The following is a 21,832-nucleotide window of genomic DNA, read 5'->3' as shown; positions in this document are numbered from 1 at the left end:
ATCAGCGGTGGCGATGGCTTCTTCTTGGCAACCGATCCAGGGTGGTGTGACGGCACCGAATGGGTTCCAGGCCGCTGGCATCGTTGCCGGTCTTAAGCCCTCAGGTAAGCCTGATCTGGCACTGGTGTTGGCACCGGAGACGGCCGTTTGTGCGGGCACCTTCACCACCTCCGTGGTGCGGGCGGCCTGTGTTGACCTCTGCCGTGATCGCCTTGCCAGTACTGCCGGCCAGGCCCGTGCCGTGTTGATCAACTCCGGTCAGGCCAATGCCTGCACCGGGGATCGTGGCCTGGTCGACAGTCAGCGCGCCACCCAGGTGCTGGCCGATCAGCTCGGTGTCGATGCGGAGTCGGTATTGATCTGCTCCACCGGAGTGATTGGTGTGCCGATTCCGATGCCCACCCTTCTGGCCGGGTTGGCTCCTTTGGTGGAGGCCTTGGATGACGCGGGGGGTGATGCTGCGGCCAACGCCATCCTCACCACCGATCTGGTGGACAAGCAGGTGGCGCTTGAACTGGAACTGGAGGGGCGCCGGGTGCGCATCGGAGGGATGGCCAAAGGCTCGGGAATGATTCATCCCGACATGGCCACGATGCTCGGCTTCTTCAGTTGTGATGCCGGCGTCGATGCAGGCGTTTGGCAGGGGATGGTGCGACGTGCGGTGCAGCGTTCCTTCAACGCCATCACCGTGGATGGAGACACCAGCACCAACGACACCGTGCTGGCCTTCGCGGCAGGCCCAGCGCTGGCCCAACAGCACCATGCCGTTCTGGAACAGGGCCTCACCCAGGCCATGCAACAGCTGGCTCAGGCCATTGCCCGGGATGGCGAAGGGGCGACCTGTCTGATCGAAGTGCAGGTGGAGGGTGCGGTTGACGAGGCCGCGGCGTTGCAGGTGGCGCGCACGGTCTGTGGTTCGTCCCTGGTGAAGACCGCAGTCCATGGCCGCGATCCGAACTGGGGGCGGATCGTGGCGGCCGCGGGTCGCTCTGGTGTGTCCTTCGATCCGGATGCGGTTGCTCTTTGGATTGGTCCCCATCAATTGATGGCGGCCGGTCAACCCGTGGCCTTTGATCGCGCTGCAGCCAGCAACGTTCTGCGGCAGGAGCATGTTCCGATTCGCCTCGGCCTGGGGCATGGTTCCGGCTCTGGTCAGGCCTGGGGATGTGACCTGTCGGATCAGTACGTGCGCATCAACGCCGACTACACCACCTGAAGCTTCTGTTCTGAATCCCTGTCACAATCCGAGTTTCCGTCAGACCCATCCGTGGACCATCCCAGCTCCCCTGACGCTCCCATTGAGGCCAAGGCACGTTTTTGGGTGGGGCCCCTGGTGGCTGGTTGTTGTTTCGCAATTGGTTACGGCATCACCGAGCGGGTGCTGACGCTGCAGACCAATGCTGAGGACCCTGTTCCTGAGGCTTTCACACCGCTCGCGTTTCCAGGGGATTCCCTGCAAGAGATGCGGGCTCGGTTCAGTGACGACGATTCATCCCTGCAAGTGGATGTCACAGCGCTAGAAGCTGCCGAGGCTGCAAGCCGCCCCGCCCAGCCAGCGGTCAAGGAGACGCCCAAACCCGCTGTGTCCCTGCAGACGCCCGAACCCCCGGTCTGGACAGCCCCCGCCTGGTCGGACCCCCAAACCATTGCCCCGGAGGTTGAGGAAGACGACGGACCAGCCCCCTCATCAGCCCAGGAGCCGGCGCTCGAGCTCGATGACAGCAATGCCGACTCCCTGGCGCTTCCTGAGGAGTCCATCGAGGCGATGCCTGCTGTGGTTGTTCCAGACGGTGATTCACCGGTGCTGGTGGCTGAGCCGGAACCTGTTGTGCTGCCTCCTGGCGCGGAAGCCTTTTTCGAAGTCATTGAGCCCGTAACTCCGCCTCAGCCCTGATCTCCGGTTGGATCTGCCACAGTTGAAGCTGTCTGCAATCGGTCCATGGGCTCGTCGGAGGCCTTGATTCGCGCCACGGTGAATCGCATCAGTGCGCGACTTGGTCACGGCTTTGCGGACGCTGCAGCGGAGTTGGCGGTGCTGGCGCAAGATGCCCCGCAACGGCTGCGCCAGGAATGGGATCTGTTTCAGGACGAGGTTCGTGCCGAAGCGGAACGGATTGAACGGGGTGATCAGGTCACGGTGAGCACAGATGGGGCGTCGACGTCGGAACCGTCGGACAACCCACAGGCGGTGATCGATCGTCTTCGGGCCACGGTGGCTGATCTGAGCCAAGCGATCGAGGCACGCCCCTGATGCTTGGCCTGCTGCGAGCGCTCCGCATTTGGCGCGCTGTCCTGACGCTGCTGCTGCTGCTTTGGTGGGATGGCCAGTCCTGGACCTACCGCGGAGGTGTTACCGCCGAGCGTCGTGCTCGCCGTCAGCAACAGCGAGCCCGTTGGTTGACGGCTGAGTTGCTGTCTCTGGGCTCCGCCTTCATCAAGCTGGGGCAACTGCTCTCCGCCCGCCCAGACATCCTCCCCGCGGGCTGGGTGGCCGAGCTGGCAGCGCTGCAGGACAGCGTTCCGGCCTTCAGTTTTGATCAGGTGCAGACCGTGCTCGAGCGAGAGCTGGGGCCGCGCTGTGCCGAGGTGATCGATCTGGATCCCGAACCCCTGGGTGCAGCCTCGCTGGCCCAGGTGCATCGCGCCAGCCTGCGCAGTGGCCGGCAGGTGGTGCTCAAGGTGCAGCGCCCTGGGCTCGATCGCCTGTTTCGCCTTGATCTGGAGGTGATGCAGCAGGTGGCAGCTGTGCTGCAACGCAATCCCAGTTGGGGGCGTGGTCGTGATTGGCCGGCGATGGCACGGGAATGTCGACGTGTGCTGCTGCGTGAGCTCGATTTCCGCGTTGAGGCGCAGTACGCCGCTCGTTTTCGTCAGCAATTTCTGGATGACGAACGCATCAGGATCCCCGGTGTGGTCTGGGAGTTGAGCACGCGCCGTGTGCTGTGCCTCGACTACCTGCCCGGTATCAAGGTCAACGACCGTGAGGCGTTGATCGAAGCCGGCGTTGATCCGGCCGCGGTGGCTGAGGTGGGTGCAGCTAGTTATCTCAAGCAGTTGGTGAGATTTGGTTTCTTCCATGCCGACCCCCATCCCGGCAACCTCGCCGTGGCGAGTGATGGAGCGCTCATCTACTACGACTTCGGGATGATGGGGTTGTTGTCGGACGGCTTGCGTCGACGTCTGGGAGCCATGGTCCGTGCTGCTGCTGCGAGGGATTCAGCGGCATTGGTGGAGGAGATGCAGGCGGCTGGTGTGATCTCCGGTGGCATTGATGTCGGTCCGGTGCGCCGTCTCGTGCGGCTGATGCTGCAGGAGGCCCTTACCCCACCCTTCACGGCCAACGTGATCGACAAACTCTCCGGCGATCTCTACGACCTGGTCTATGGCCAGCCCTTTCGTCTGCCGGTTGAGCTGATCTTCGTGATGCGGGCGTTGTCTACCTTCGAGGGTGTTGGCCGCAGCCTTGATCCCGCTTTTAGCTTGGTGGCGATCGCCAAGCCTTATCTCCTTCCACTCATGACCTCCACCGGCTCCGGCAGCAACGATCTGTTCAACGAACTCGGCCGTCAGGTCGGGGCCCTCAGCAGCCGAGCTGCGGCCTTCCCGCGGCGCTTGGATGAAAGTCTGGAACGCCTGGAGCAGGGGGATCTTCAGCTCCAGGTGCGGCTGGGCGAATCGGATCGTCAGTTCCGCCGGATGGCCCTGGCCCAGCAATCGATCGGCCAATCGGTGTTGCTCGGATGCCTGGCTTTGGCCACCGCGATTGTGGGTGCCAGTGCCCGCCCGCTCTGGTCGCTTCTTCCTGCTGCTGCTGCTTTGCCGGTGGGCTTGGGCTGGTTCCGAATGCAGGTCAAGATCCGTCGTGATCAACGGTTGGAGCAGTTGCCCGGCTCCAACCGTTGAACGTTCGTCGGGGGCCTGGGATCAGGCCTTGCCGCGGGGGCCCTGGCCAACAGCACCGGCGTAGACGGCCTGGCTGCCCAGCTCGTCTTCGATGCGAAGCAGCTGGTTGTACTTGGCGACCCGCTCACTGCGGCTGAGGGAGCCGGTCTTGATCTGTCCGGCGCGGGTGGCGACGGAGAGGTCGGCGATGGTGGTGTCTTCGGTTTCGCCACTGCGGTGGCTGATCACGCTGGTGTAGCCGGAGCGGCCTGCCAGGTCGATGGCCTGGAGGGTTTCGGTGAGCGAACCGATCTGGTTCACCTTGATCAGGATCGAGTTGGCCGTGGCGCTGTCGATGCCCTGTTGAAGCCGCTTGGTGTTGGTCACGAACAGGTCGTCACCCACCAGCTGCACCTTGCCGCCGAGGCGCTCGGTCAGCAGCTTCCAGCCATCCCAGTCGTCTTCGGCCAGGCCGTCTTCGATCGAAACGATCGGGAATTTCTCCACCAGTTGCTCGAGTTGGCCCACCATCTCGGCGCTGGTGTAGCTGCCGCCATCGAAGGCATAACGGCCGTTCTCGAAGAATTCGGTGCTGGCCACGTCCAGGGCCAGGGAGATCTGTTCGCCGGGCTTGTAGCCCGCTTTGCTGATTGCTTCCACCAGGATTTCGCCGGCTTCCACATTGCCCAGATCCGGGGCGAAGCCGCCTTCGTCGCCCACGGCGGTGCTCATGCCCTTGTCGCTGAGCAGTTTCTTGAGCGTGTGGAACACCTCGGTGCCCATCCGCAGGGCTTCGCGGAAGCTCGGAGCTCCGTGGGGCACCAGCATGAATTCCTGGAAGTCCAGGCTGTTGGCGGCATGGGCGCCGCCGTTGATCACGTTCATCAACGGCACCGGCAGCAGGTTGGCCATCGGGCCGCCGAGGTAGCGGTAGAGGGGAATTCCCAGCCCGTTGGCAGCAGCGCGGGCGGTGGCCATGCTCACCGCCAGGATCGCGTTGGCTCCCAGGTTGGATTTGTTGTCGCTTCCGTCCAGCTCCAGCATCGCGGCGTCCACAGCCGCCTGATCCAGGGCGGAAAGGCCGCAGAGGGCTGGTGCGATCCGCTCTTCGATGTGGTTGACGGCCTGGCCCACACCCTTGCCCATGTAGCGGTCGCCGCCGTCACGCAGTTCGTGGGCTTCGTGGGCACCGGTGCTGGCACCACTGGGAACGATGGCCCGTCCCATGGCACCTCCTTCGAGCAGAACCTCGGCTTCAACCGTGGGGTTGCCGCGGGAATCGAGCACCTCTCGGGCCACGATGGTGTCGATGACGAGGTCGAGGGAATCGATCACGTTGGGACGGACGCTTAACCCGGGGATCTTATGGGTCGCCCCTCTCTCTCGTGTTGTGACGGGTCATACCTGGCCAGAATGATGGCAGGTTCTCGCTGCACGACGCTCACCCATGCGGATGCTTCACACCATGCTCCGGGTCGCTGATCTGGAGCGGTCTCTGGGCTTCTACACCGAGGTCCTGGGCATGCAGCTTCTGCGTCGAAAGGACTACCCCAGCGGCCGCTTCACCCTGGCGTTTGTTGGCTATGGCTCGGAGAGCGACCACACGGTCCTGGAACTCACCCACAACTGGGACACCGACAGCTACACCCTGGGTGATGCCTACGGCCACATCGCGCTGGGGGTGGAGGACATCCACAGCACCTGCGCCGGCATTGCCGACAAGGGTGGCCGTGTGGTGCGGGAACCTGGTCCGATGAAGCACGGCACCACCGTCATCGCCTTTGTTGAGGATCCGGATGGCTACAAGGTGGAATTGATCGAGATGTCCTCCAAAGCCCACGCCTGAAGAACCGGATGACTTCATCGCCAGCGTTGAACGGCAGCCTCACCCATGAGCCGGATCGCTTCAGCGACGCGGCCTGGGATCTGCTGCTCAGTGGTCAGGACGTTGCCCGTCGCTGGCGTCATGGGCAGTTGGATGTGGAGCACCTGATTCAGGTGCTGTTCACCGATCCCGCCTGCCGCCGCCTGGTGGAGCGCTTGCCTCTCCCCATCGATGCGCTCTTGGACCGCTTGGAGGATGTGCTGGCTGATCAGCCCTCCGGGCGAAGCGATGAGCTCTTCATCGGTGATGACCTGGAACAGCTGCTCGATTCGGCTGATGCCATCCGTCGGCGCTGGAATGGCGACGTCATCGATCTGCCGGAAGTGCTGATGGCCATTGGTGCCGATCCGCGGATCGGCGCTGATCTGTTTGCCGGCTTTGGTTTGTCGGCCGATGCCCTGGAGCAGCTGATCCAACGGGGTATGGATGACCGGGTTCCTGGCATGACCGTTCCTCCCCAAGAGCGCTCGATGCCGCGGGCTCAGCCGGAGGTGCAGCAGGAAGCGCCCCGCCGTGAACGGGTGGCGCGCGTTCCCTCCTCCTCCCGTGCGCTGCGCGGGCCGGAGCCTGTCGCCGCCCATGTCACCCCCCAGTCGCCGGCCCCTGAGGCCCCCCTGCAGGAGCCCCCCACGGCTTTGGAGTCCTATGGGCGGGATCTCACCGAAGAGGCGGAAGCAGGCAGCCTGGATCCGGTGATCGGTCGCGATTCTGAAATTCGCAACCTGATCAAGGTGCTGTCGCGCCGGAGCAAGAACAATCCGGTGCTCATCGGTGAACCCGGTGTTGGCAAAACAGCGATTGCGGAGCTGCTGGCGCAGAGGATCGTGGCGGGTGAAGTGCCGGAGTCGCTGCAGGGTCTGCGGCTGGTGGCGCTGGACCTAGGGGCTTTGATCGCCGGTGCCAAGTTCCGTGGTCAGTTCGAGGAACGCCTGCGCTCGGTGCTCGAGGAGGTGAGTGGTTCCGATTCCGGTGTGGTGTTGTTCATCGATGAGCTGCACACCGTTGTTGGCAGTGATCGCAGCAGCACCGATGCCGGCAGCCTGTTGAAGCCAGCTCTGGCCCGGGGTGACCTGCGCTGCATCGGTGCCACCACGCCGGAGGATTACCGGCTCACGGTGGAAAAGGATCCGGCACTGAACCGCCGCTTCCAGCAGGTGGTGATCCGCGAGCCGGATCTGGAGTTGAGCCTCGAGATTCTGCGCGGCTTGAAGGAGCGCTATGAGCTGCACCACGGCGTCAGCATCACCGACGAGGCCATTCAGACCGCCAACCGTCTTGCCGACCGCTACATCAGCGATCGCTGCCTGCCGGACAAAGCCATTGATCTGATCGATGAGGCGGCTGCACAACTGAAGATGGAAGTCACCTCCAAACCGCAGGTGGTGGAGGAGGCCGAAGCGGATCTACGCCGCGTTGAACTGGCCCTGCTCGCCGCCGAGCAGGCGCCTGAAGCGGAGCGGATTCAGCTCCAGCGCAACCGGCTCGAAGTGTCCACGCGACTGGACGATCTGCGGCGGCGCTGGCAGGAGGAGCGCGGTCAGCTCGAGGAACTCGGCCAGCTGCTCCAGCAGGACGAAGACCTGCGCCATGCCATCGCTGAGGCCGAGCGGGATGGTGATCTGGAGGAAGCGGCTCGCCTCCAGTACGACCAGCTGCATCGGGTGCAGCAGCGCCGGGATGAATTGGAGGCGTCCCAGGCGGAGGCCCAGTCCGCTGGAACGGCTCTTCTGCGCGAGCAGGTGGAGGCCGGTGACATCGCTGATCTGGTGGCCCGTTGGACCGGGATTCCCGTGCAGCGGCTGTTGGCGGGCGAGCGGCGCAAACTCCTGGATCTCGACGCCCATCTCGCCGAACGGGTGATTGGTCAGGGAGAGGCGGTGTCCGCCGTTGCTGCTGCCATCCGCCGGGCCAGGGCCGGCATGAAGGATCCCCGTCGACCGGTGGGTTCCTTCCTGTTCCTGGGGCCGACCGGCGTCGGTAAGACCGAGCTGGCGAAGGCGCTGGCGGGGTCGTTATTCGATGAAGAGGAGGCGCTGGTTCGCCTCGACATGAGCGAGTTCATGGAGCGGAACGCCGTGGCCCGGCTGATCGGTGCTCCTCCGGGGTATGTCGGCTACGAGGAAGGGGGGCAACTCACGGAGGCCGTGCGGCGTCGTCCCTATGCGGTGCTGCTTCTCGATGAAGTGGAGAAGGCCCATCCCGATGTGTTCAACCTGCTGCTGCAGGTGTTGGATGACGGCCGGCTCACCGATTCCCAGGGCCGCACCGTTGATTTCCGCCACACCGTGGTCGTGATGACCAGCAATCTGGCCAGCCCGGCGATCCTTGAACACGCCCGCTCGGGATCCACGGATGAGTCAGCCCTGCAACAGCAGGTGGATGCAGCGCTCTCCAGCCAGTTCCGGCCTGAATTCCTCAACCGCATTGATGAGGTGATTCGTTTCCGCCCGTTGGAGGTCTCCGATCTGGTGCGGATTGTTCAGTTGCAGCTGAAAGACCTCGCTGCTCTGTTGGCCGAGCAGGGTCTTGCCCTTCAGGTGGACGATGCTGTCGCTGAAGCCATGGCCCGTCAGGGCCATGAACCGGAGTACGGGGCGCGGCCGCTGCGTCGGGTGTTGCGGCGCCAATTGGAAAATCCGCTCTCCACGCTGCTGCTTGAGGAGCGCTTTGCCGGAGCAAGTGGCGTGACGGTGCGGCTGGGGGAGGCCGGCACGGATGCCCTGGTGTTCGATCCGGTGGGGGTTTGAGGGCATCCGGTAGGGTGTCTGTTTGGCGAAGTGCCTACAGGCACCGTTGTCAACTTCCGGTCCCATCCCCGTGACCAGCCCCATCTCTGAGGACACCACCACTTCCGACGGCTCAAAAGCCGCTGCCGATTCCACCAAATCCGGTGGTTTTCTGGCGGACACGGTTGATGAGCTGAAACTCGTGGTCTGGCCCAGCCGCCAGCAACTGTTCAGCGAATCCATCGCTGTGATCCTGATGGTCAGCCTTTCGGCCGCCACCATCGCGGCTGTCAGTCGCTTCTTTGGGTGGGCTTCGTCCCAGGTGTTCCGCTGACTCGATATCACCTTTCTCGCCGTGCCCGACGACCTGACCACACCGGACGCCCCTGAGGTGCTTGATCTGCCGGCCCCGAATGAGGGGGAAGACGGCACCTTGCCTGCGGCGGTTGTCGCCAACACGGCCATCGCCCGTTGGTACGCCGTTCAGGTGGCCTCCAGCTGCGAGAAGAAGGTCAAGGCCACCCTGGAGCAGCGGGCCGTCACCCTCGGTGTGAGCAACCGAATTCTCGAAATCGAGATTCCCCAGACCCCTGCCGTCAAGCTGAAGAAAGACGGCACCCGTCAGTCCACCGAGGAGAAGGTGTTCCCCGGTTATGTGCTGGTGCGGATGGTGCTGGATGAGGACACGATGATGGCGGTGCGGAGCACCCCGAATGTGATCAATTTCGTCGGTGCTGAAGACCGGCGCGCCACCGGTAAGGCTCGCGGTCACATCAAGCCCCGTCCCCTCAGCCGCTCTGAGGTGGATCGCATCTTTAAGCGCGCTGCCGAGAAGAAGACCGTCGTCAAGGTGGATCTCACCGAAGGCGATCAGATCCTGGTGACCGCTGGTCCGTTCAAGGACTTCCAGGGCGAGGTGATCGAGGTCTCCGGCGAGCGCAACAAGCTCAAGGCCCTGCTCTCCATCTTCGGTCGCGAGACCCCGGTGGAACTGGAGTTTTCTCAGATCAGCAAACAGAACTGACCTGGCGGCGGCCGTCTCCCTGCGGAGGGCGGCCTTGGGAGTGGGCAACCATTCCGCCGCACCCGACCCGAGGGTCTGGTGATCCGCAGCTGTCCAAACCCCCCAGCCGATGGCCAAGAAAGTCGTAGCTGTGATCAAGCTGGCCCTAGACGCCGGCAAAGCCAACCCCGCGCCTCCGGTGGGCCCTGCCCTCGGTCAGCACGGTGTGAACATCATGATGTTCTGCAAGGAGTACAACGCTCGGACGCAGGACAAAGCCGGTTATGTGATTCCGGTGGAGATCTCGGTCTTCGAAGACCGCAGCTTCACCTTCATCACCAAGACGCCTCCGGCGTCGGTGCTGATCACCAAGGCTGCAAAGATCCAAAAGGGATCCGGTGAGTCCGCCAAGGGCAGTGTTGGATCGATCACTCGAGCTCAGCTCGAAGAGATCGCCAAGACCAAGCTCCCCGACCTCAACTGCACCAGCGTTGAGTCCGCCATGCGGATCATCGAAGGCACCGCCCGCAACATGGGCGTTTCCATCAGCGACTGACGTCGCTGCATCGCTTCTCCAACCCAATTCGGGGGAGGCATCCCTGATGTCGTCTGAACCCCAACTCTGAACATGCCCAAAATCTCCAAGCGCCTGGCCAGCCTGGCCGGCAAGATCGAGGACCGTGCCTACGCACCCCTCGAGGCGATTGCCCTGGTGAAGGACAACGCCAACGCGAAATTCGACGAGACGATGGAGGCCCATGTGCGCCTCGGCATCGATCCGAAATACACCGACCAGCAGCTGCGTACCACCGTGGCTCTGCCCAACGGCACCGGTCAGACCGTGCGCATCGCTGTGGTGACCCGCGGTGAGAAGGTGGCTGAAGCTAAAGCCGCCGGTGCTGAATTAGCCGGTGAAGAAGACCTGGTGGAAAGCATCAGCAAGGGCGAAATGGATTTCGACCTGTTGATTGCCACCCCCGACATGATGCCCAAGGTGGCCAAGCTGGGTCGGGTTCTCGGCCCCCGTGGCTTGATGCCCAACCCCAAGGCCGGCACCGTCACCACGGACCTCGAGGCCGCGATCAAGGAATTCAAGGCCGGCAAACTGGAATTCCGTGCCGACCGCACCGGCATCGTCCACGTTCGCTTCGGTAAGGCCAGCTTCAGTGCCGATGCCCTGCTGCAGAACCTCAAGACCCTGCAGGAGACCATCGACCGCAACAAGCCCAGCGGTGCCAAAGGCCGTTACTGGAAGTCCCTGTATGTGACCTCCACCATGGGTCCTTCCGTTGAAGTCGATTTCTCTGCTCTGCAGGACATCGAGCAGGGGAGCTGATCCGGCTCTCCTCTACACTTAGCGATTGGCGAAAGCCAAATCGGGCACGCGCCCGGCCAGAGACAGCAGGAAGTCCCCGGGAATGACGTCAGTCATTCCTGTTGATGTAATCCCTGCCGAGGCAGACGCGACACGGTTTTGTCCCATTCGGGATTGGATCGGCACGCGGCCTCGTCTTCCTTATCGAAGACTCGATCGGCCGTGTGCCCAGCTTGTTCCTTTGATCCGATCCAATCCCTATGGGCCGCACGCTGGAGAACAAGCAGCAGATCGTCGGAGAGCTCAAAGAGCTCCTCGCCGACGCCGAACTGGCACTTGTCCTTGATTTCAAGGGCCTGTCCATCAAGGAAATGTCTGACCTGCGGGATCGTCTGCGGGCCAGCGACAGCGTTTGCAAGGTGACCAAAAACACCTTGATGCGCCGTGCCATTGATGGTGACAGCAACTGGGCCAGCCTCGATTCCCTGCTGACCGGAACCAACGCTTTCGTCCTGGTGAAGGGCGATGTTGGTGCCGGTGTGAAGGCCGTTCAGACCTTCCAGAAGGAACTCAAGAAGTCCGAGACCAAGGGTGGCCTTTTCGAAGGCAAGCTCCTGTCTCAGGACGAGATCAAAGCCATTGCCGATCTCCCCTCCAAGGAGCAGCTCATGGCTCAGATCGCCGGTGCCATCAACGCCGTGGCCACGAAGGTCGCTGTGGGCATCAACGAGGTTCCCTCTGGTATGGCCAGGGCGCTCAAGCAGCACGCCGAAGGCGGCGAAGGCTGATTCGGCCCTGCCGAGACCACTGTTCATTGATCTGTTGCTTCCCCTTTCAAAACCATGTCTGCAAAAACCGACGAAATTCTCGAATCGCTGAAATCCCTCTCCCTGCTTGAAGCTTCTGAGCTGGTCAAGCAGATCGAAGAGGCCTTCGGTGTGTCCGCCGCAGCATCTGCTGGTGTTGTGATGGCTGCCCCCGGCGCTGCTGGTGGCGGTGGTGATGCCGCTGAAGAGAAGACCGAATTCGACGTGATCCTCGAAGGCTTCGATGCCTCCGCCAAGATCAAGGTCCTCAAGGCCGTCCGTGAGGCCACCGGTCTGGGTCTGGGCGACGCCAAGGCTCTGGTCGAGGCTGCTCCCAAGGCCGTCAAGGAAGGTGTCTCCAAGGAAGACGCCGAGGCCGCCAAGAAGGCCATCGAAGAAGCAGGCGGCAAAGTCACCCTCAAGTGATCGCCTTGGGAGAGGGCTTGTCCCTCTCCCCCTGTTCTCGTTCAGTCACCGGCCCTTTCGAGGGTCGGTTTTTTTGTGTTTTTCTCTGGCCAACAAAAAAGCTCCGCCAAAGGCGGAGCTTTCGTCGAGAGGAACACGTTCAGGAGTCTGTCCTTGTTTCGACCCTGAATAGGCGTTCGGCACTCCTCACACAAGTTCAAATTAAGAGCGGAGTTTCCATTGTCAGCCCCTGTCTGGTCGCTCTCCCAACTGGCACTGTGACGGTTCGTCTTCAGCGGCGGTAAGGAGTCACCTGCAGCCGGATCGGAGCAGTGCTGGCGAGGCGTGTTGTTCGTTGGCGTGATGCTGGTGCAGTGGGCAATGGCGGTGGTGTGATCGGCGCCATCGGGGCTCCCAGGCGGCTGAAGCCTGAGCGATGGCCGCGGCTGCTTGCGATCGCCAGCAGCCGGTTCAACGGTTCCTGGTGGGCGAAATACAGGTGGTTCAACGGACGTCCCTGGTAAACTCGACGTTCCAAAGCCCAGCCTGGTTCCAGCCTCAAGGCCACGAACCCGTTGGGATCGCGTTTGGAGATCCTGGCCTGACCCACCAGGAGTGGTGCCCGTTGCTGGGGGTCAAGCGCCTCAAGCTTCAGCGATGTGCCGGATCGCTTGAGCTGGAAGCGGAAGCGGGTTCCAAGGTCTTGGCCCCCGCTGCGCAGCGAGTAGCCATTGCTGTCCAGGTAGCGCTTGCAGATTCCGCTGAAGTTGAAGCGATTCAGGCTGGGCTTCACCAGTCCGTCCTGGCGTGCCCTCCAGCAGCGCGGTTGGGCCTTGATTTGTTCCAGCACCAGCAGTTTCCACTGGGCCCTGCCAATCGGTTGGGCCAGCACCGCAAAGCGCTTCTCCGGCACAGCAGCGCTGTCAAACAAGGCCCGTGCTGCACTCTCCTGCGACAGGCCTGCGGTCAGGAGCCCCACGGCAGTCAGGCATGCAGCCTGCAGGTAGGTTCGGCTCATTCACGGTGACGCCAGAAACCGTGTTGTACCGAACAGTGTTGGGACCGATCAATGGCGGAAGGACGGGGACGGGTCGTGGCTGCAGCGACGGATGGTGCCTGCAGCGGCAATCCAGGTCCTGGGGGTTGGGGCGCGTTGTTGCGCTTCGAAGATGGCAGCGTTGAGGAATTCGGTGGCCATGCGCCCGACACCACCAACAACCGCATGGAACTGCAGGCGGCATTGGAGGTGCTGCAACGGCTGGAGCAGCTGCCCCGTCATCCGGATCTCACCCTGCGCACCGACAGCAAATATCTGATTGATGGCCTGGGCTCCTGGATCAAAGGCTGGAAGCGCAAAGGTTGGAAAACGGCTGCTGGTAAGCCCGTGCTCAACCAGGACCTCTGGAAGGCCCTGGATGCCGCCCGTCTCGACGATGTCCCCCTGCGCTACGTCAAAGGCCACAGCGGTGACCCCGACAACGAACGGGTGGATCGCATCGCCGTGGCGTTCTCCCATAACGTCCAGCCGCCCTTGGCTCTAAAGCAGGGATCGTCGGAGCTGCCCTCCTCCAAGGCCGCACCAGAGGCTGCATTTGAAGTTGCTCCTAAGCCTCTGCTGCAGCTGTTGTCGCGCTTGGAGTTGGCGGATCGCTTGGCACAGGGTGGTTACAGCCTGTCGCTGTTGGAGCTGGCGCAATTGGTGGAAAAGCCGCTCAAACAGCTGGAAACCAAGCGGGAGAGCTGGATCTGGAGGGATTGGACCGTCGAGCCCCAGGCGGAGGGGCGCTGGACCCTGCAGCGTCGCGAGGCAGGATCAGAACAGTCCTGAGCCAGCGCATGTCGCCGTCCTCTTCGGCTGGACCGCTCAGCAGCGGTGCCTTCTATCAGCGTTGGCTTGGCCCGGTCCTGGCGCGGGACGACGGCCTGGATGCGGAACAGCTGTCGCGCACTGCGCTTACGGCCCTGGGTCAGGCCAGCCTGCGGCGCCGCTGGCCAGGGGTGTCCACGGTGCTGGATGGTGTTGCGGCGGATCTGCAACGGCGTGATCTGCGCCTGGAGCAGGTGTTGTTTGGCTGCCGCTTCCCAAACCCGGTGGGTTTGGCGGCGGGATTCGACAAGAACGGTGTGGCGGCTGGCATCTGGGATCGCTTCGGCTTTGGCTTCGCCGAAGTGGGCACCGTCACCTGGCATGGCCAGCCGGGCAACCCCAAACCACGCCTGTTCCGTTTGGCGGAGGAGCAGGCCGCGTTGAACCGGATGGGATTCAACAACGATGGCGCCAAGGCACTGTTGAAAACGCTGGAGCGTCAACGCCTGGACTCGCCCGGCCGGCGGCCAGCGGTGCTTGGCATCAACGTTGGCAAATCCAAGATCACGGCCTTGGAGCAGGCACCGGACGACTACGCGGCTTCCCTGGAGTTGTTGTCGCCCTTGGCGGACTATGCGGTGATCAACGTCAGTTCCCCCAACACCCCCGGGCTGCGGGATCTGCAGGACACAGCCCAGTTGCGTCGTCTGGTGGAGCGCTTGCGGCGGCTGCCGGCTTGCCCGCCTTTGCTGGTGAAGATCGCGCCGGATCTCGATGATGAATCGATTGATGCGGTGGCCCGCTTGGCCTTTGAAGAGGGGCTGGCCGGTGTGATCGCGGTCAACACCAGTCTCAATCGGCTGGGCCTGGAGCAACGGCGGCTGCCGCAGACCGGACGCACTCTGGCGGAGGAAGCCGGTGGCCTCAGCGGTGCTCCCCTGCGTCAGCGGGCCCAGGAGGTGATCCGCCGCTTGCGGGCCAGTGCTGGTCCAGCGCTGCCGTTGATCGGTGTGGGTGGGATTGATTCTCCGCAAGTCGCCTGGGAGCGCATCACCGCAGGGGCTTCTCTGGTGCAGCTCTACACCGGCTGGATCTTTCAGGGCCCGGATCTGGTGCCGCGGATCCTGGAGGGTCTGCTGCTGCAGTTGGACCGCAATGGCCTGCGCAACATCGCTGAGGCGTCCGGCAGCGGTTTGCCCTGGCAGGACTGACCCTGTTGCTTGAAAGCCACCTCACCTGCGCGATGTTGCCCCCTTAAATGTCTCTGAGAGGGAGTGATTCAAGCGAGTCATCGTCGATAGCTTGAAGACAGTGGGAAGCGTTGTGTGCCACTGCCTGCTTTCGGTGAGCTGCCTCAACTCACAGGATTGAGTTTGGCTTGGCGACGGCTTGTTGATGTCAAGCCGGTGTTGATTGCGGTAGATAACTCGAGCTTGGTGTGTTGTTGGAATCAGGCCGGCCGTTGGCAGCAACGTGTTGTGGCCTGGCCCGATGGCGTGTGCCGTGATGGTGTGCCGCTGCAACGGGAAGCCGTTGGTGAGTTGATCGCTGATCTGATCTTTGACTGCGATTGTCCAGGGGGCGAACTCGTGCTTTGCCTCCCTTTGGATGCTGCGTCCTGGTGCGTGGTCGACGGCTACGGATCGGATGGGTCGCCTGGTCTTGTGCCCCTAGCGCTGCAGTCTGTTGAGTTGCCGTTTGGTCTGGCGGAGAGCTATGTCACGTCTTCGCCGTTAAAGGAGGCCTTGGCAGTGGTGGCTGTGCCGCGGTCGTTGATGCAGGGGTGGAGCGAGGTTGCTGAACTGGCGGATCTGCCGTTGCGGCGCGTTGACTGGTCGCTCATCGCGGCCCAGCGGGCCTTGGATCAACTCACGCTCGCGTGGGATGGCGATCTGGCTTGGCTTGTGCGGGATGGAAAGAGCATGCGTTTGTTGTTGCGCCGCCAGGGTGTTCCCGAGGTGGACCATGCGCTTGAGCAGCTCGACCCTCTGGCCTGCCAGCGCGAGATTCGGGCCTGTGTTGCTGCCTGGCAGGCCTTGGTCGATACACCATCTGCACTGGGCTGGTGGTTGTCGGTTCTGGCCGAAGAGGTTGACGATTGGATGCCACTCGTCGACGAGGAGAGGGGGGAGTGCTGTTTGAACCAGCCCTTACCCACATGGGCTGAACCATCGGATCAGAGCGCCGCCGGAGATGTGACCGGTGTGCCGTCAGCTCTGCAGCAGTTGGCGCTGCTGGCGCTGCAGCAGGAGGAGCGATGACGTCGCGTCAGGACTGGCCCAAGCCGGATTTGTTGCAGCAACGCCGGCTTGAGCTCGGCTTGCCGTTGGATCCGGCTCCTGTCCCGTCGCCACTCTCCCTGCTTCTTAAGGGCGGCATCGGAGCGGTGGTGTTGGTAACGCTGCTCCTGCTCACCCTGTTGGCCCTCCAGCGTCGTCAGCAGCTGGTGCAGTCCGAGGTCGATGCACTCAATCTCGTGGAGAGGCGTGTGGGTGATGCCAAGGCACGGCTCCGTGCCATGACATCGCGCCGGTCCAGCCTGGAGCAGCAGACGCAATCCATCGCCGAGCAGTTGGTGGCGGTGCGCTCGGGGTCGGCCTTGTTGGAGCAATTACGACGGGTCACGCCTCAGGGGGTGCGCCTTGTGTCGGTCGACGCCAACCCTTCCAAACTGCTGATCAAGGGGGAATCTCAAGGAACGGATGCCTTCCAGCGGATCAACGCTTTGGATCTCAACCTTGAAGCCCTGCCGGACATGCTCTTCGATGGCACAACCGTTGTGAAAGCTCAGGCCGATAAACAGGGACGAATTGACTTCAGCCTCGAGGCCAAGCTCGATCCAGCCATGAAACCCACGCCGGAACACTTGCGTGGCCTTGGTGCAGAGGGTTTGGTCCAGCGCTTGGAGTTGCTGCAAGGCGAGGGGTTGTTGCCATGACCAACCTGTCGACAACATCAAGCCAGCCATGGCTCACGCGCGGACGCTTGTTGGTGGGCTTGCCCCTTGGGCTTGGTGTTCTGGTGAGTGCTGCTGTTGTGGTGTTGGGGGTGAGACCTCTCCTGCAATCGGTGCAAGGTTTGGAGGAGAGGCGAGACACCTTGCTCACTCTTCAGCGCAGTGCTCCCGCTTTGGAACGTCAGCTCAACCAGGCTGAGACTGAACTGCTGATGGCTGAAGAGAAGCAGGCTTTGTTGGTGGGTTTGCTGGCAGGGCGTGACAAGGTGAAGACATTTCTGGCGCTGTTGAATCAGCAGGCTGTGGCTTCGGATGTGCAGATGCTGCGCTACGAACCACTCAAAACGCCACCACCCCAACAAGGGCAATCCCGGCAGAACAACAGACGATCACAAGCGAAGCAGAAGGCTGAAACTCCGCAAGATCCATGGCAAGCCCTTGGCTATCGCAAATCGTCTGTTGCGCTTGAAGTGAGCGGTTCATTCGGCGGATTGCAAACCTTCTTGCAACGGATGGAGTCTTTGGAGTTGCTGGTCGAAAGCAGTGATCTTTCGCTTCAGGCCAATTCTTCTGGCAAGTCGGATGATGAAACATCTCTGAAGCAACCCGCAACCAAACTCACCCTCCAATTGAGCTTTTACGACTGGCTTCCTCAAGCCTCGGATCGTTCAACTGCGGCAGGTTCCAACGAAGACCCTGTTTGAGCCTGGTTGCCTCCAGATCCCGTTGATACCATCTGCCCATAGTTCAGGCATGCGAGCGGTTTCGGTTTGGTGACCCCCCCCCTCCGGCGTGTTTTTCCGCTTGTGTTGATGCTTGGTTTGGCTGGCCAGGGGCTGGTCGAGTCAATCTTCTTTGAACGAGCGGTCTTGGCTCAAACCGTCTCTCGCGTCTCCCTGAAGTTGCGCAAGGAACCGAAGCATCTTGATGTGATGTTGGCCGGCATCGGTAATAGCGCTCGGGTGGTGCAGGAGCAGAGCACCAAAACCAGTTGGCGCGGTGAGATTGTCGGCTCGGATGATGAGGTGGTGACTGAGGTGGTCCCGCAACAGGTCTCCATGCCCGAGATCGGTGTGGCCAGTGTGCGACTCAGCAGATCAGGTTCTGCTTATCGGCTGGAGGTCACAACTGTTAACGGCAAAGTTTTGCCGAAGCCAACAATCTTGGCAACTGGTGAGGATCTGGTCCTTCGGTTCATTGGCCTTACCGGCACATCGATTGCGCGTCAAACTGGTTCCTTGGATTTGCGTCGACCGGGCCGTCTTCCGCAACCTGTATCAGCCCCACCCTTGAGATCTCGTGCTGTTGCTCCTCCATTGGGAGATATGGCAGTAGGCACGATGTTGATCAACAACCGCAGTTTTGTGCAGGCCAGTGGGCCACCGGTAACGCTCACGCTCAACAGAGCTCCGGCGAAGGATGCCTTGATGTCGTTGGCTCGCCTTGGTGGTTATGGCTTTGTTTTTGTTGGTGAAAATGCTGATGCAACCTCAGATGAGGGTGCTGCTGGTGGAAGTGACCCTCTAGTCACCATGGCCTTCAAAAGTGAGCGGTACGACCGAGCTCTGAATAGTGTCTTGATGGCATCGGGGTTGCAAGGGCGTCTTGATGGCGGAATGTTGCTTGTGGGAACTGCACTCTCTGCCAAGAGCTTTGGGCCGCAGATGTCCAAAGTGTTTCGCCTGAATCAGGTGGATGTGGCTTCTGCTAGTGAATATCTAGGGAATCTTGGGGCGGATATACAAATCGCGAGTACTTCAACTACAACTTCTCGAGAATCGGAATCGTCCGGAACGAGTTCCAATAGTTCTGAGTCTAGTACCTCTACAACTTCTCAAATTAGTGTGAGTGAATCGTATAGCTCGGGAGTTGGCCCTTTGGTGGGCTTGGTGGGGACAACTGATTCTCGCTTAAATACGATTACGATGATTGGAGATCCTGCTCTGATTCATGTCGCTCAAGGCTATCTAAAGCAAATTGATCTGCGCAAACGGCAAGTCGCTGTAAAAGTGCAGATTCTGAATGTGAGGCTTGAGAATAATGCGAGTATTGACTCTAGTTTTTCGGCGAAGATAGGGGATGCGTTTATTGTGAGCCAAAGCGGCACGGCGCATATGAATTTTGGTGCTTACAAACCCGGAGATCCCAATTTGGGTTCAGGTAACTATAACGGAAAAGAGTATGCGAGACCGGGGATTTACCCGTCATTTTTGCCGAGAGTTCAGGCAATGGACGTGAAAGAACCTTATATTCCTGCAGTTGATGTAACCAAGCCTCAGTACGACGATGAAGGCAATTTTACTGGATATCCTCCATTGCTCGATGAGTTAGGGCGTCCAAAATATGTCCCAGATTCTAACCCCAATGCTTCCAAGAAGCTTGTGCCTCGTGTTGACAAAAATGGTCGCCCAGTTTATGTGAAAGCCAAGGATCCTGATAAGTTTAAACATGCTAACAATTCCTTTTACTCTTATCTTGAGTCAGCTGTTATTTCGTCAAATGCTAAGACTTTGGCTCAGCCAACACTTTTAGTTCAGGAAGGTGAGTCGTCTGTTGTTCGCTCCGGAGTAAGCGTTATTACTGGTGTACAGAAAACTGAGGGTGTGAATGGGTCGACGTCTTTTAGTAACACGCGAGAAGATGCCGGTTTGACAGTAAATCTTGAAGTGGAAAAAATTGATGATAATGGATTCATTACCTTAAAGTTAGATCCTACGATTGCAGTGCCGATCCCAGCGGGTGTGCAGGAGGGTGTGCCAATTTCTGATCTCAACAGACGTGAATTGAAATCCGGTCGTATTCGTCTTCGGGATCGGCAGACTTTGATCCTTACCGGTGTGATTCAAGAAGATGATCGTCGCTTAGCACGCAAATGGCCATTGCTTGGTGACCTGCCGTTGATTGGTCAGCTGTTCCGGAGCTCCACAACCACCCGGCTGAAAAATGAGCTGGTCATTATCGTGACCCCTTCGATCTTGGATGATGACAATGGTGGTACGTATGGCTATGGCTACAGACCAAGTACGACAGAAGCGACCCGGTTGATTGGTGCTGGTTCAAATCCCTAAGTCTTGGCTTTAGAGGCCCATCCCTCCAGGCATCAAGGTTTTCAGCGCAAGTGGTGCGAGAGCATTCAGAGTTGAGAGGGCTCCTCCGAGAACTGCAGATCCCAGTCCGTTGCCTGATTTGCTTCTTTCGCTGTCGTTGGTGTTCAACATTTTGACAGCCCTTCGTATTTGTTCACTCTGTTCCGTGGCTCCCTGACTATCCAGAAGGTCGGCGGCATGGAGCAAATCTTGAGCTGCCTTGGTTTCATCTCCCTGTTCGCCTCTGCTAAGTCCTCTTGCGATCCAACTCATGGCTTGACCTGGATCGGCCTGTATGGCCTCACCAAACAGATGCTCTGCCTGAGACCAGCGTCCGGCCTGGGCTTCATCTACGCCAGCGTTATGCAGTGAAGCGGGGCTGCGCAAGCCTTGGTTGATGCCTCGTGCCCCAAGCCAGTGGCTACGGTCAAGTGCGCCTGGAATGAGCTGACTTCCGCTCAGGTCTGCCTGCCGAAGGTCGGTTCCGTTGAGTTTGGCTCCTCTGAGATCTGCGCCCCGCAGCGACGCCCCCTGCAGACTGCTGAACCGTAGATCTGCGTCGCGGAGATCGGCGCCATCCAAGAGGGCTCTGCTGAGATTCGCGCGTTGAAGATCGGCCGCTGATAGGTCGGCATCCCGTAAGTCGGCATGCACCAGATCCGCATCAGCCAGACGGCAGCGCGGGCATGATTTGTTTGTCAGCAGCATGATCAAATCGTCTGCGCGGGCCGAGAGTGGTGCACCGAGCAGCAATGTCAGCAACAGCATCGGTTTGGCTGGCATCGGCAGTGGGTCACGCTGGTGATGTCATTGCGTTTTAACGAGACACCGGATGCGCGTCGACCTGCGCCATGGGGGGAATCGACAGGCGGTTGCGGCCGCTTTGGGCTGCCGTCCATCGCAGTTGCTGGATGCCAGTGCTTCATTGGCTCCCTGGACGCCCCGTTGCCCTCGTTTGCGTGCGGCTGATCTGCGGGATTACCCCGATCGAGGCCAGAATTCCTTGCGGCAGGCGATTGCTGCGATCCACGGGCTGTCTCTTGATTGGGTGCTCCCGGGCAATGGTGCTGCAGAGTTGTTCACCTGGGCTGCGCGCGATGCCACCGCTGCTGGCTTGAATGGATTGCTGGCTCCTGGTTTTGCCGACTACCGGCGGGCCCTCCAGTGTTGGGCCGCGGCATTGGAGGAGACGCCATTGGCGCTCCACTGGGATCACGCTGGCCCGTTGCCCCACCCTCCGCTGGAGGCTGCCGTGGCGTGGATTTGCAACCCCCACAACCCCACCGGGCAGCTTTGGAGCCGTGCCTCGATCGAAGCGATGCTTGATCGCCATGCGCTGGTGATCTGCGATGAAGCCTTTCTCCCTTTGGTTTCGCAGGCCGAGCAGCAATCGATGATCCCCTTGGTGGCTCAGCACCCGAATCTCGTTGTGATCCGCAGCCTCACCAAGTTGTTTGGGGTGGCGGGAGTGCGTGTTGGCTACGCCATAGCGCATCCCGATCGCCTTCAGCGTTGGAAGGCGTGGAGGGACCCTTGGCCGGTGAATAGCATCGCTGCGGCGCTGACGGAACAGTGGCTAGGGACACCTAAGCGCTACGAGCGCTGGTGTGCTCGAGTTCAGCGGTGGACGGCAACACAAGGCGCATGGATGCAGCGGGAATTGGCGCGTGTTCCTGGCATCACGCCGATGCCTTCGGCGGCCAATTTTTTGTTGATTGCAGGAACCAGCTCCTTGGTGCCGTTACGGGAAGCCCTGGAGCTCGACCATCGAATCCTGCTCCGTGATTGTCGATCCTTTGCCGGGCTTGGTGAGACGTGGCTGCGTATTGGCTTGCAATCAGCTCGCAACAATCGCCGGATTCTTCGTGCTTTAAATCAGCTTCAGCATCTGACCGATTGAAGCATGTTGTTCCTCGAATGGATGGTCGGCCTTTCCCCACTGGGTTGATGTAGTGCTAGTG

Annotated in this window: 22 protein-coding genes and 1 pseudogene; 19 read left to right on the top strand and 4 right to left on the bottom strand. The window is 60.9% G+C overall.

All coding sequences use genetic code 11. The features are described from left to right. Window positions 1-13 precede the first annotated feature (13 nt). The 4 genes from argJ to DXY35_RS04195 are packed head-to-tail and all read left to right on the top strand — an operon-like array spanning window position 14 to window position 3,903. The gene (argJ, locus tag DXY35_RS04210; RefSeq protein ID WP_244272910.1) at window positions 14-1,216 is read left to right on the top strand and encodes a bifunctional glutamate N-acetyltransferase/amino-acid acetyltransferase ArgJ; all 1,203 of its coding nucleotides are present in this window, start codon (window positions 14-16) and stop codon (window positions 1,214-1,216) included. 51 nt (window positions 1,217-1,267) lie between these two features. Continuing rightward, a complete protein-coding gene (locus DXY35_RS04205) occupies window positions 1,268-1,894 on the top strand; it encodes a hypothetical protein (protein ID WP_115081260.1) in 627 nt (208 codons plus the stop codon). A gap of 45 nt (window positions 1,895-1,939) precedes the next feature. Beyond that, window positions 1,940-2,251 carry a hypothetical protein gene (locus DXY35_RS04200; protein WP_115081259.1) on the top strand — a complete coding sequence of 104 codons (312 nt, stop codon included), beginning with the start codon at window positions 1,940-1,942 and terminating at the stop codon, window positions 2,249-2,251. Next, window positions 2,251-3,903: an AarF/ABC1/UbiB kinase family protein gene (locus tag DXY35_RS04195; RefSeq protein ID WP_115081258.1), complete on the top strand. Its 1,653-nt coding sequence runs from the start codon at window positions 2,251-2,253 to the stop codon at window positions 3,901-3,903. The genes DXY35_RS04200 and DXY35_RS04195 overlap by 1 nt, the downstream gene beginning before the upstream one ends. A gap of 21 nt (window positions 3,904-3,924) precedes the next feature. On the opposite strand, the gene eno is transcribed toward DXY35_RS04195, so the two are convergent. Further along, window positions 3,925-5,217 (bottom strand): phosphopyruvate hydratase, encoded by a 1,293-nt coding sequence (gene eno / locus DXY35_RS04190; RefSeq protein WP_038552476.1) that lies wholly within the window; start codon window positions 5,215-5,217, stop codon window positions 3,925-3,927. A gap of 112 nt (window positions 5,218-5,329) precedes the next feature. On the opposite strand from eno, the gene gloA reads away from it, so the two are divergent. The 8 genes from gloA to rplL all read left to right on the top strand — a co-directional run bounded on the left by gloA (window position 5,330) and on the right by rplL (window position 12,043). Then, a complete protein-coding gene (gene gloA / locus DXY35_RS04185) occupies window positions 5,330-5,728 on the top strand; it encodes a lactoylglutathione lyase (RefSeq protein ID WP_115081257.1) in 399 nt (132 codons plus the stop codon). 8 nt (window positions 5,729-5,736) lie between these two features. After that, on the top strand, window positions 5,737-8,514 hold the full coding sequence (locus tag DXY35_RS04180) for an ATP-dependent Clp protease ATP-binding subunit (RefSeq protein WP_115081256.1): 2,778 nt from the start codon (window positions 5,737-5,739) through the stop codon (window positions 8,512-8,514). Window positions 8,515-8,584: 70 nt separating this feature from the next. Next, complete coding sequence (gene secE / locus DXY35_RS04175) at window positions 8,585-8,827, top strand: preprotein translocase subunit SecE (RefSeq protein WP_006850159.1); 243 nt, start codon at window positions 8,585-8,587, stop codon at window positions 8,825-8,827. A gap of 21 nt (window positions 8,828-8,848) precedes the next feature. Next, window positions 8,849-9,517 carry a transcription termination/antitermination protein NusG gene (gene nusG / locus DXY35_RS04170; RefSeq protein ID WP_115081254.1) on the top strand — a complete coding sequence of 223 codons (669 nt, stop codon included), beginning with the start codon at window positions 8,849-8,851 and terminating at the stop codon, window positions 9,515-9,517. Window positions 9,518-9,626: 109 nt separating this feature from the next. Beyond that, window positions 9,627-10,052 carry a 50S ribosomal protein L11 gene (rplK, locus tag DXY35_RS04165; protein WP_115081253.1) on the top strand — a complete coding sequence of 142 codons (426 nt, stop codon included), beginning with the start codon at window positions 9,627-9,629 and terminating at the stop codon, window positions 10,050-10,052. Window positions 10,053-10,124: 72 nt separating this feature from the next. After that, window positions 10,125-10,832 carry a 50S ribosomal protein L1 gene (rplA, locus tag DXY35_RS04160; RefSeq protein ID WP_038552494.1) on the top strand — a complete coding sequence of 236 codons (708 nt, stop codon included), beginning with the start codon at window positions 10,125-10,127 and terminating at the stop codon, window positions 10,830-10,832. 239 nt (window positions 10,833-11,071) lie between these two features. Continuing rightward, window positions 11,072-11,599 carry a 50S ribosomal protein L10 gene (gene rplJ, locus DXY35_RS04155; RefSeq protein WP_006851480.1) on the top strand — a complete coding sequence of 176 codons (528 nt, stop codon included), beginning with the start codon at window positions 11,072-11,074 and terminating at the stop codon, window positions 11,597-11,599. A 54-nt stretch (window positions 11,600-11,653) separates the two neighbouring features. Further along, window positions 11,654-12,043 (top strand): 50S ribosomal protein L7/L12, encoded by a 390-nt coding sequence (rplL, locus tag DXY35_RS04150; RefSeq protein ID WP_114987674.1) that lies wholly within the window; start codon window positions 11,654-11,656, stop codon window positions 12,041-12,043. 271 nt (window positions 12,044-12,314) lie between these two features. Here rplL and DXY35_RS04145 read toward each other — a convergent pair whose 3' ends face one another. Then, a complete protein-coding gene (locus DXY35_RS04145) occupies window positions 12,315-13,040 on the bottom strand; it encodes a DUF3747 domain-containing protein (protein WP_115081252.1) in 726 nt (241 codons plus the stop codon). 51 nt (window positions 13,041-13,091) lie between these two features. On the opposite strand from DXY35_RS04145, the gene rnhA reads away from it, so the two are divergent. The 6 genes from rnhA (at window position 13,092) to DXY35_RS04110 (ending at window position 19,853) form a co-directional block, all read left to right on the top strand. Next, on the top strand, window positions 13,092-13,850 hold the full coding sequence (gene rnhA / locus DXY35_RS04140; RefSeq protein WP_115081251.1) for a ribonuclease HI: 759 nt from the start codon (window positions 13,092-13,094) through the stop codon (window positions 13,848-13,850). An 8-nt stretch (window positions 13,851-13,858) separates the two neighbouring features. Then, window positions 13,859-15,040, top strand: coding sequence for a quinone-dependent dihydroorotate dehydrogenase (locus DXY35_RS04135; protein WP_115081250.1), 1,182 nt, complete (start codon window positions 13,859-13,861; stop codon window positions 15,038-15,040). Between the two features lie 114 nt (window positions 15,041-15,154). Continuing rightward, complete coding sequence (locus DXY35_RS04130; protein ID WP_115081249.1) at window positions 15,155-16,090, top strand: hypothetical protein; 936 nt, start codon at window positions 15,155-15,157, stop codon at window positions 16,088-16,090. Further along, window positions 16,087-16,767 carry a PilN domain-containing protein gene (locus DXY35_RS04125; protein ID WP_115081248.1) on the top strand — a complete coding sequence of 227 codons (681 nt, stop codon included), beginning with the start codon at window positions 16,087-16,089 and terminating at the stop codon, window positions 16,765-16,767. The genes DXY35_RS04130 and DXY35_RS04125 overlap by 4 nt, the downstream gene beginning before the upstream one ends. A 191-nt stretch (window positions 16,768-16,958) precedes the next feature. Next, window positions 16,959-17,489 (top strand): hypothetical protein, encoded by a 531-nt coding sequence (locus tag DXY35_RS04120; RefSeq protein ID WP_137006712.1) that lies wholly within the window; start codon window positions 16,959-16,961, stop codon window positions 17,487-17,489. 69 nt (window positions 17,490-17,558) lie between these two features. Further along, window positions 17,559-19,853 (top strand): type II secretion system protein GspD, encoded by a 2,295-nt coding sequence (locus DXY35_RS04110; protein ID WP_244272909.1) that lies wholly within the window; start codon window positions 17,559-17,561, stop codon window positions 19,851-19,853. Between the two features lie 9 nt (window positions 19,854-19,862). Here DXY35_RS04110 and DXY35_RS13090 read toward each other — a convergent pair whose 3' ends face one another. Further along, window positions 19,863-20,258 carry a hypothetical protein gene (locus tag DXY35_RS13090; RefSeq protein WP_244272976.1) on the bottom strand — a complete coding sequence of 132 codons (396 nt, stop codon included), beginning with the start codon at window positions 20,256-20,258 and terminating at the stop codon, window positions 19,863-19,865. A gap of 78 nt (window positions 20,259-20,336) precedes the next feature. Next, window positions 20,337-20,579 (bottom strand): annotated as a pseudogene (locus DXY35_RS13085) (pentapeptide repeat-containing protein); the annotation flags it as partial. A 124-nt stretch (window positions 20,580-20,703) separates the two neighbouring features. On the opposite strand from DXY35_RS13085, the gene DXY35_RS04100 reads away from it, so the two are divergent. Beyond that, window positions 20,704-21,771 carry an aminotransferase class I/II-fold pyridoxal phosphate-dependent enzyme gene (locus DXY35_RS04100; protein WP_115081243.1) on the top strand — a complete coding sequence of 356 codons (1,068 nt, stop codon included), beginning with the start codon at window positions 20,704-20,706 and terminating at the stop codon, window positions 21,769-21,771. The last annotated feature ends 61 nt before the right edge of the window (window positions 21,772-21,832 follow it).

The organism is Synechococcus sp. N32, assembly GCF_900473895.1.
GTDB lineage: Bacteria > Cyanobacteriota > Cyanobacteriia > PCC-6307 > Cyanobiaceae > Parasynechococcus.
This window is presented reverse-complemented; position numbering and strand designations above follow the sequence as displayed.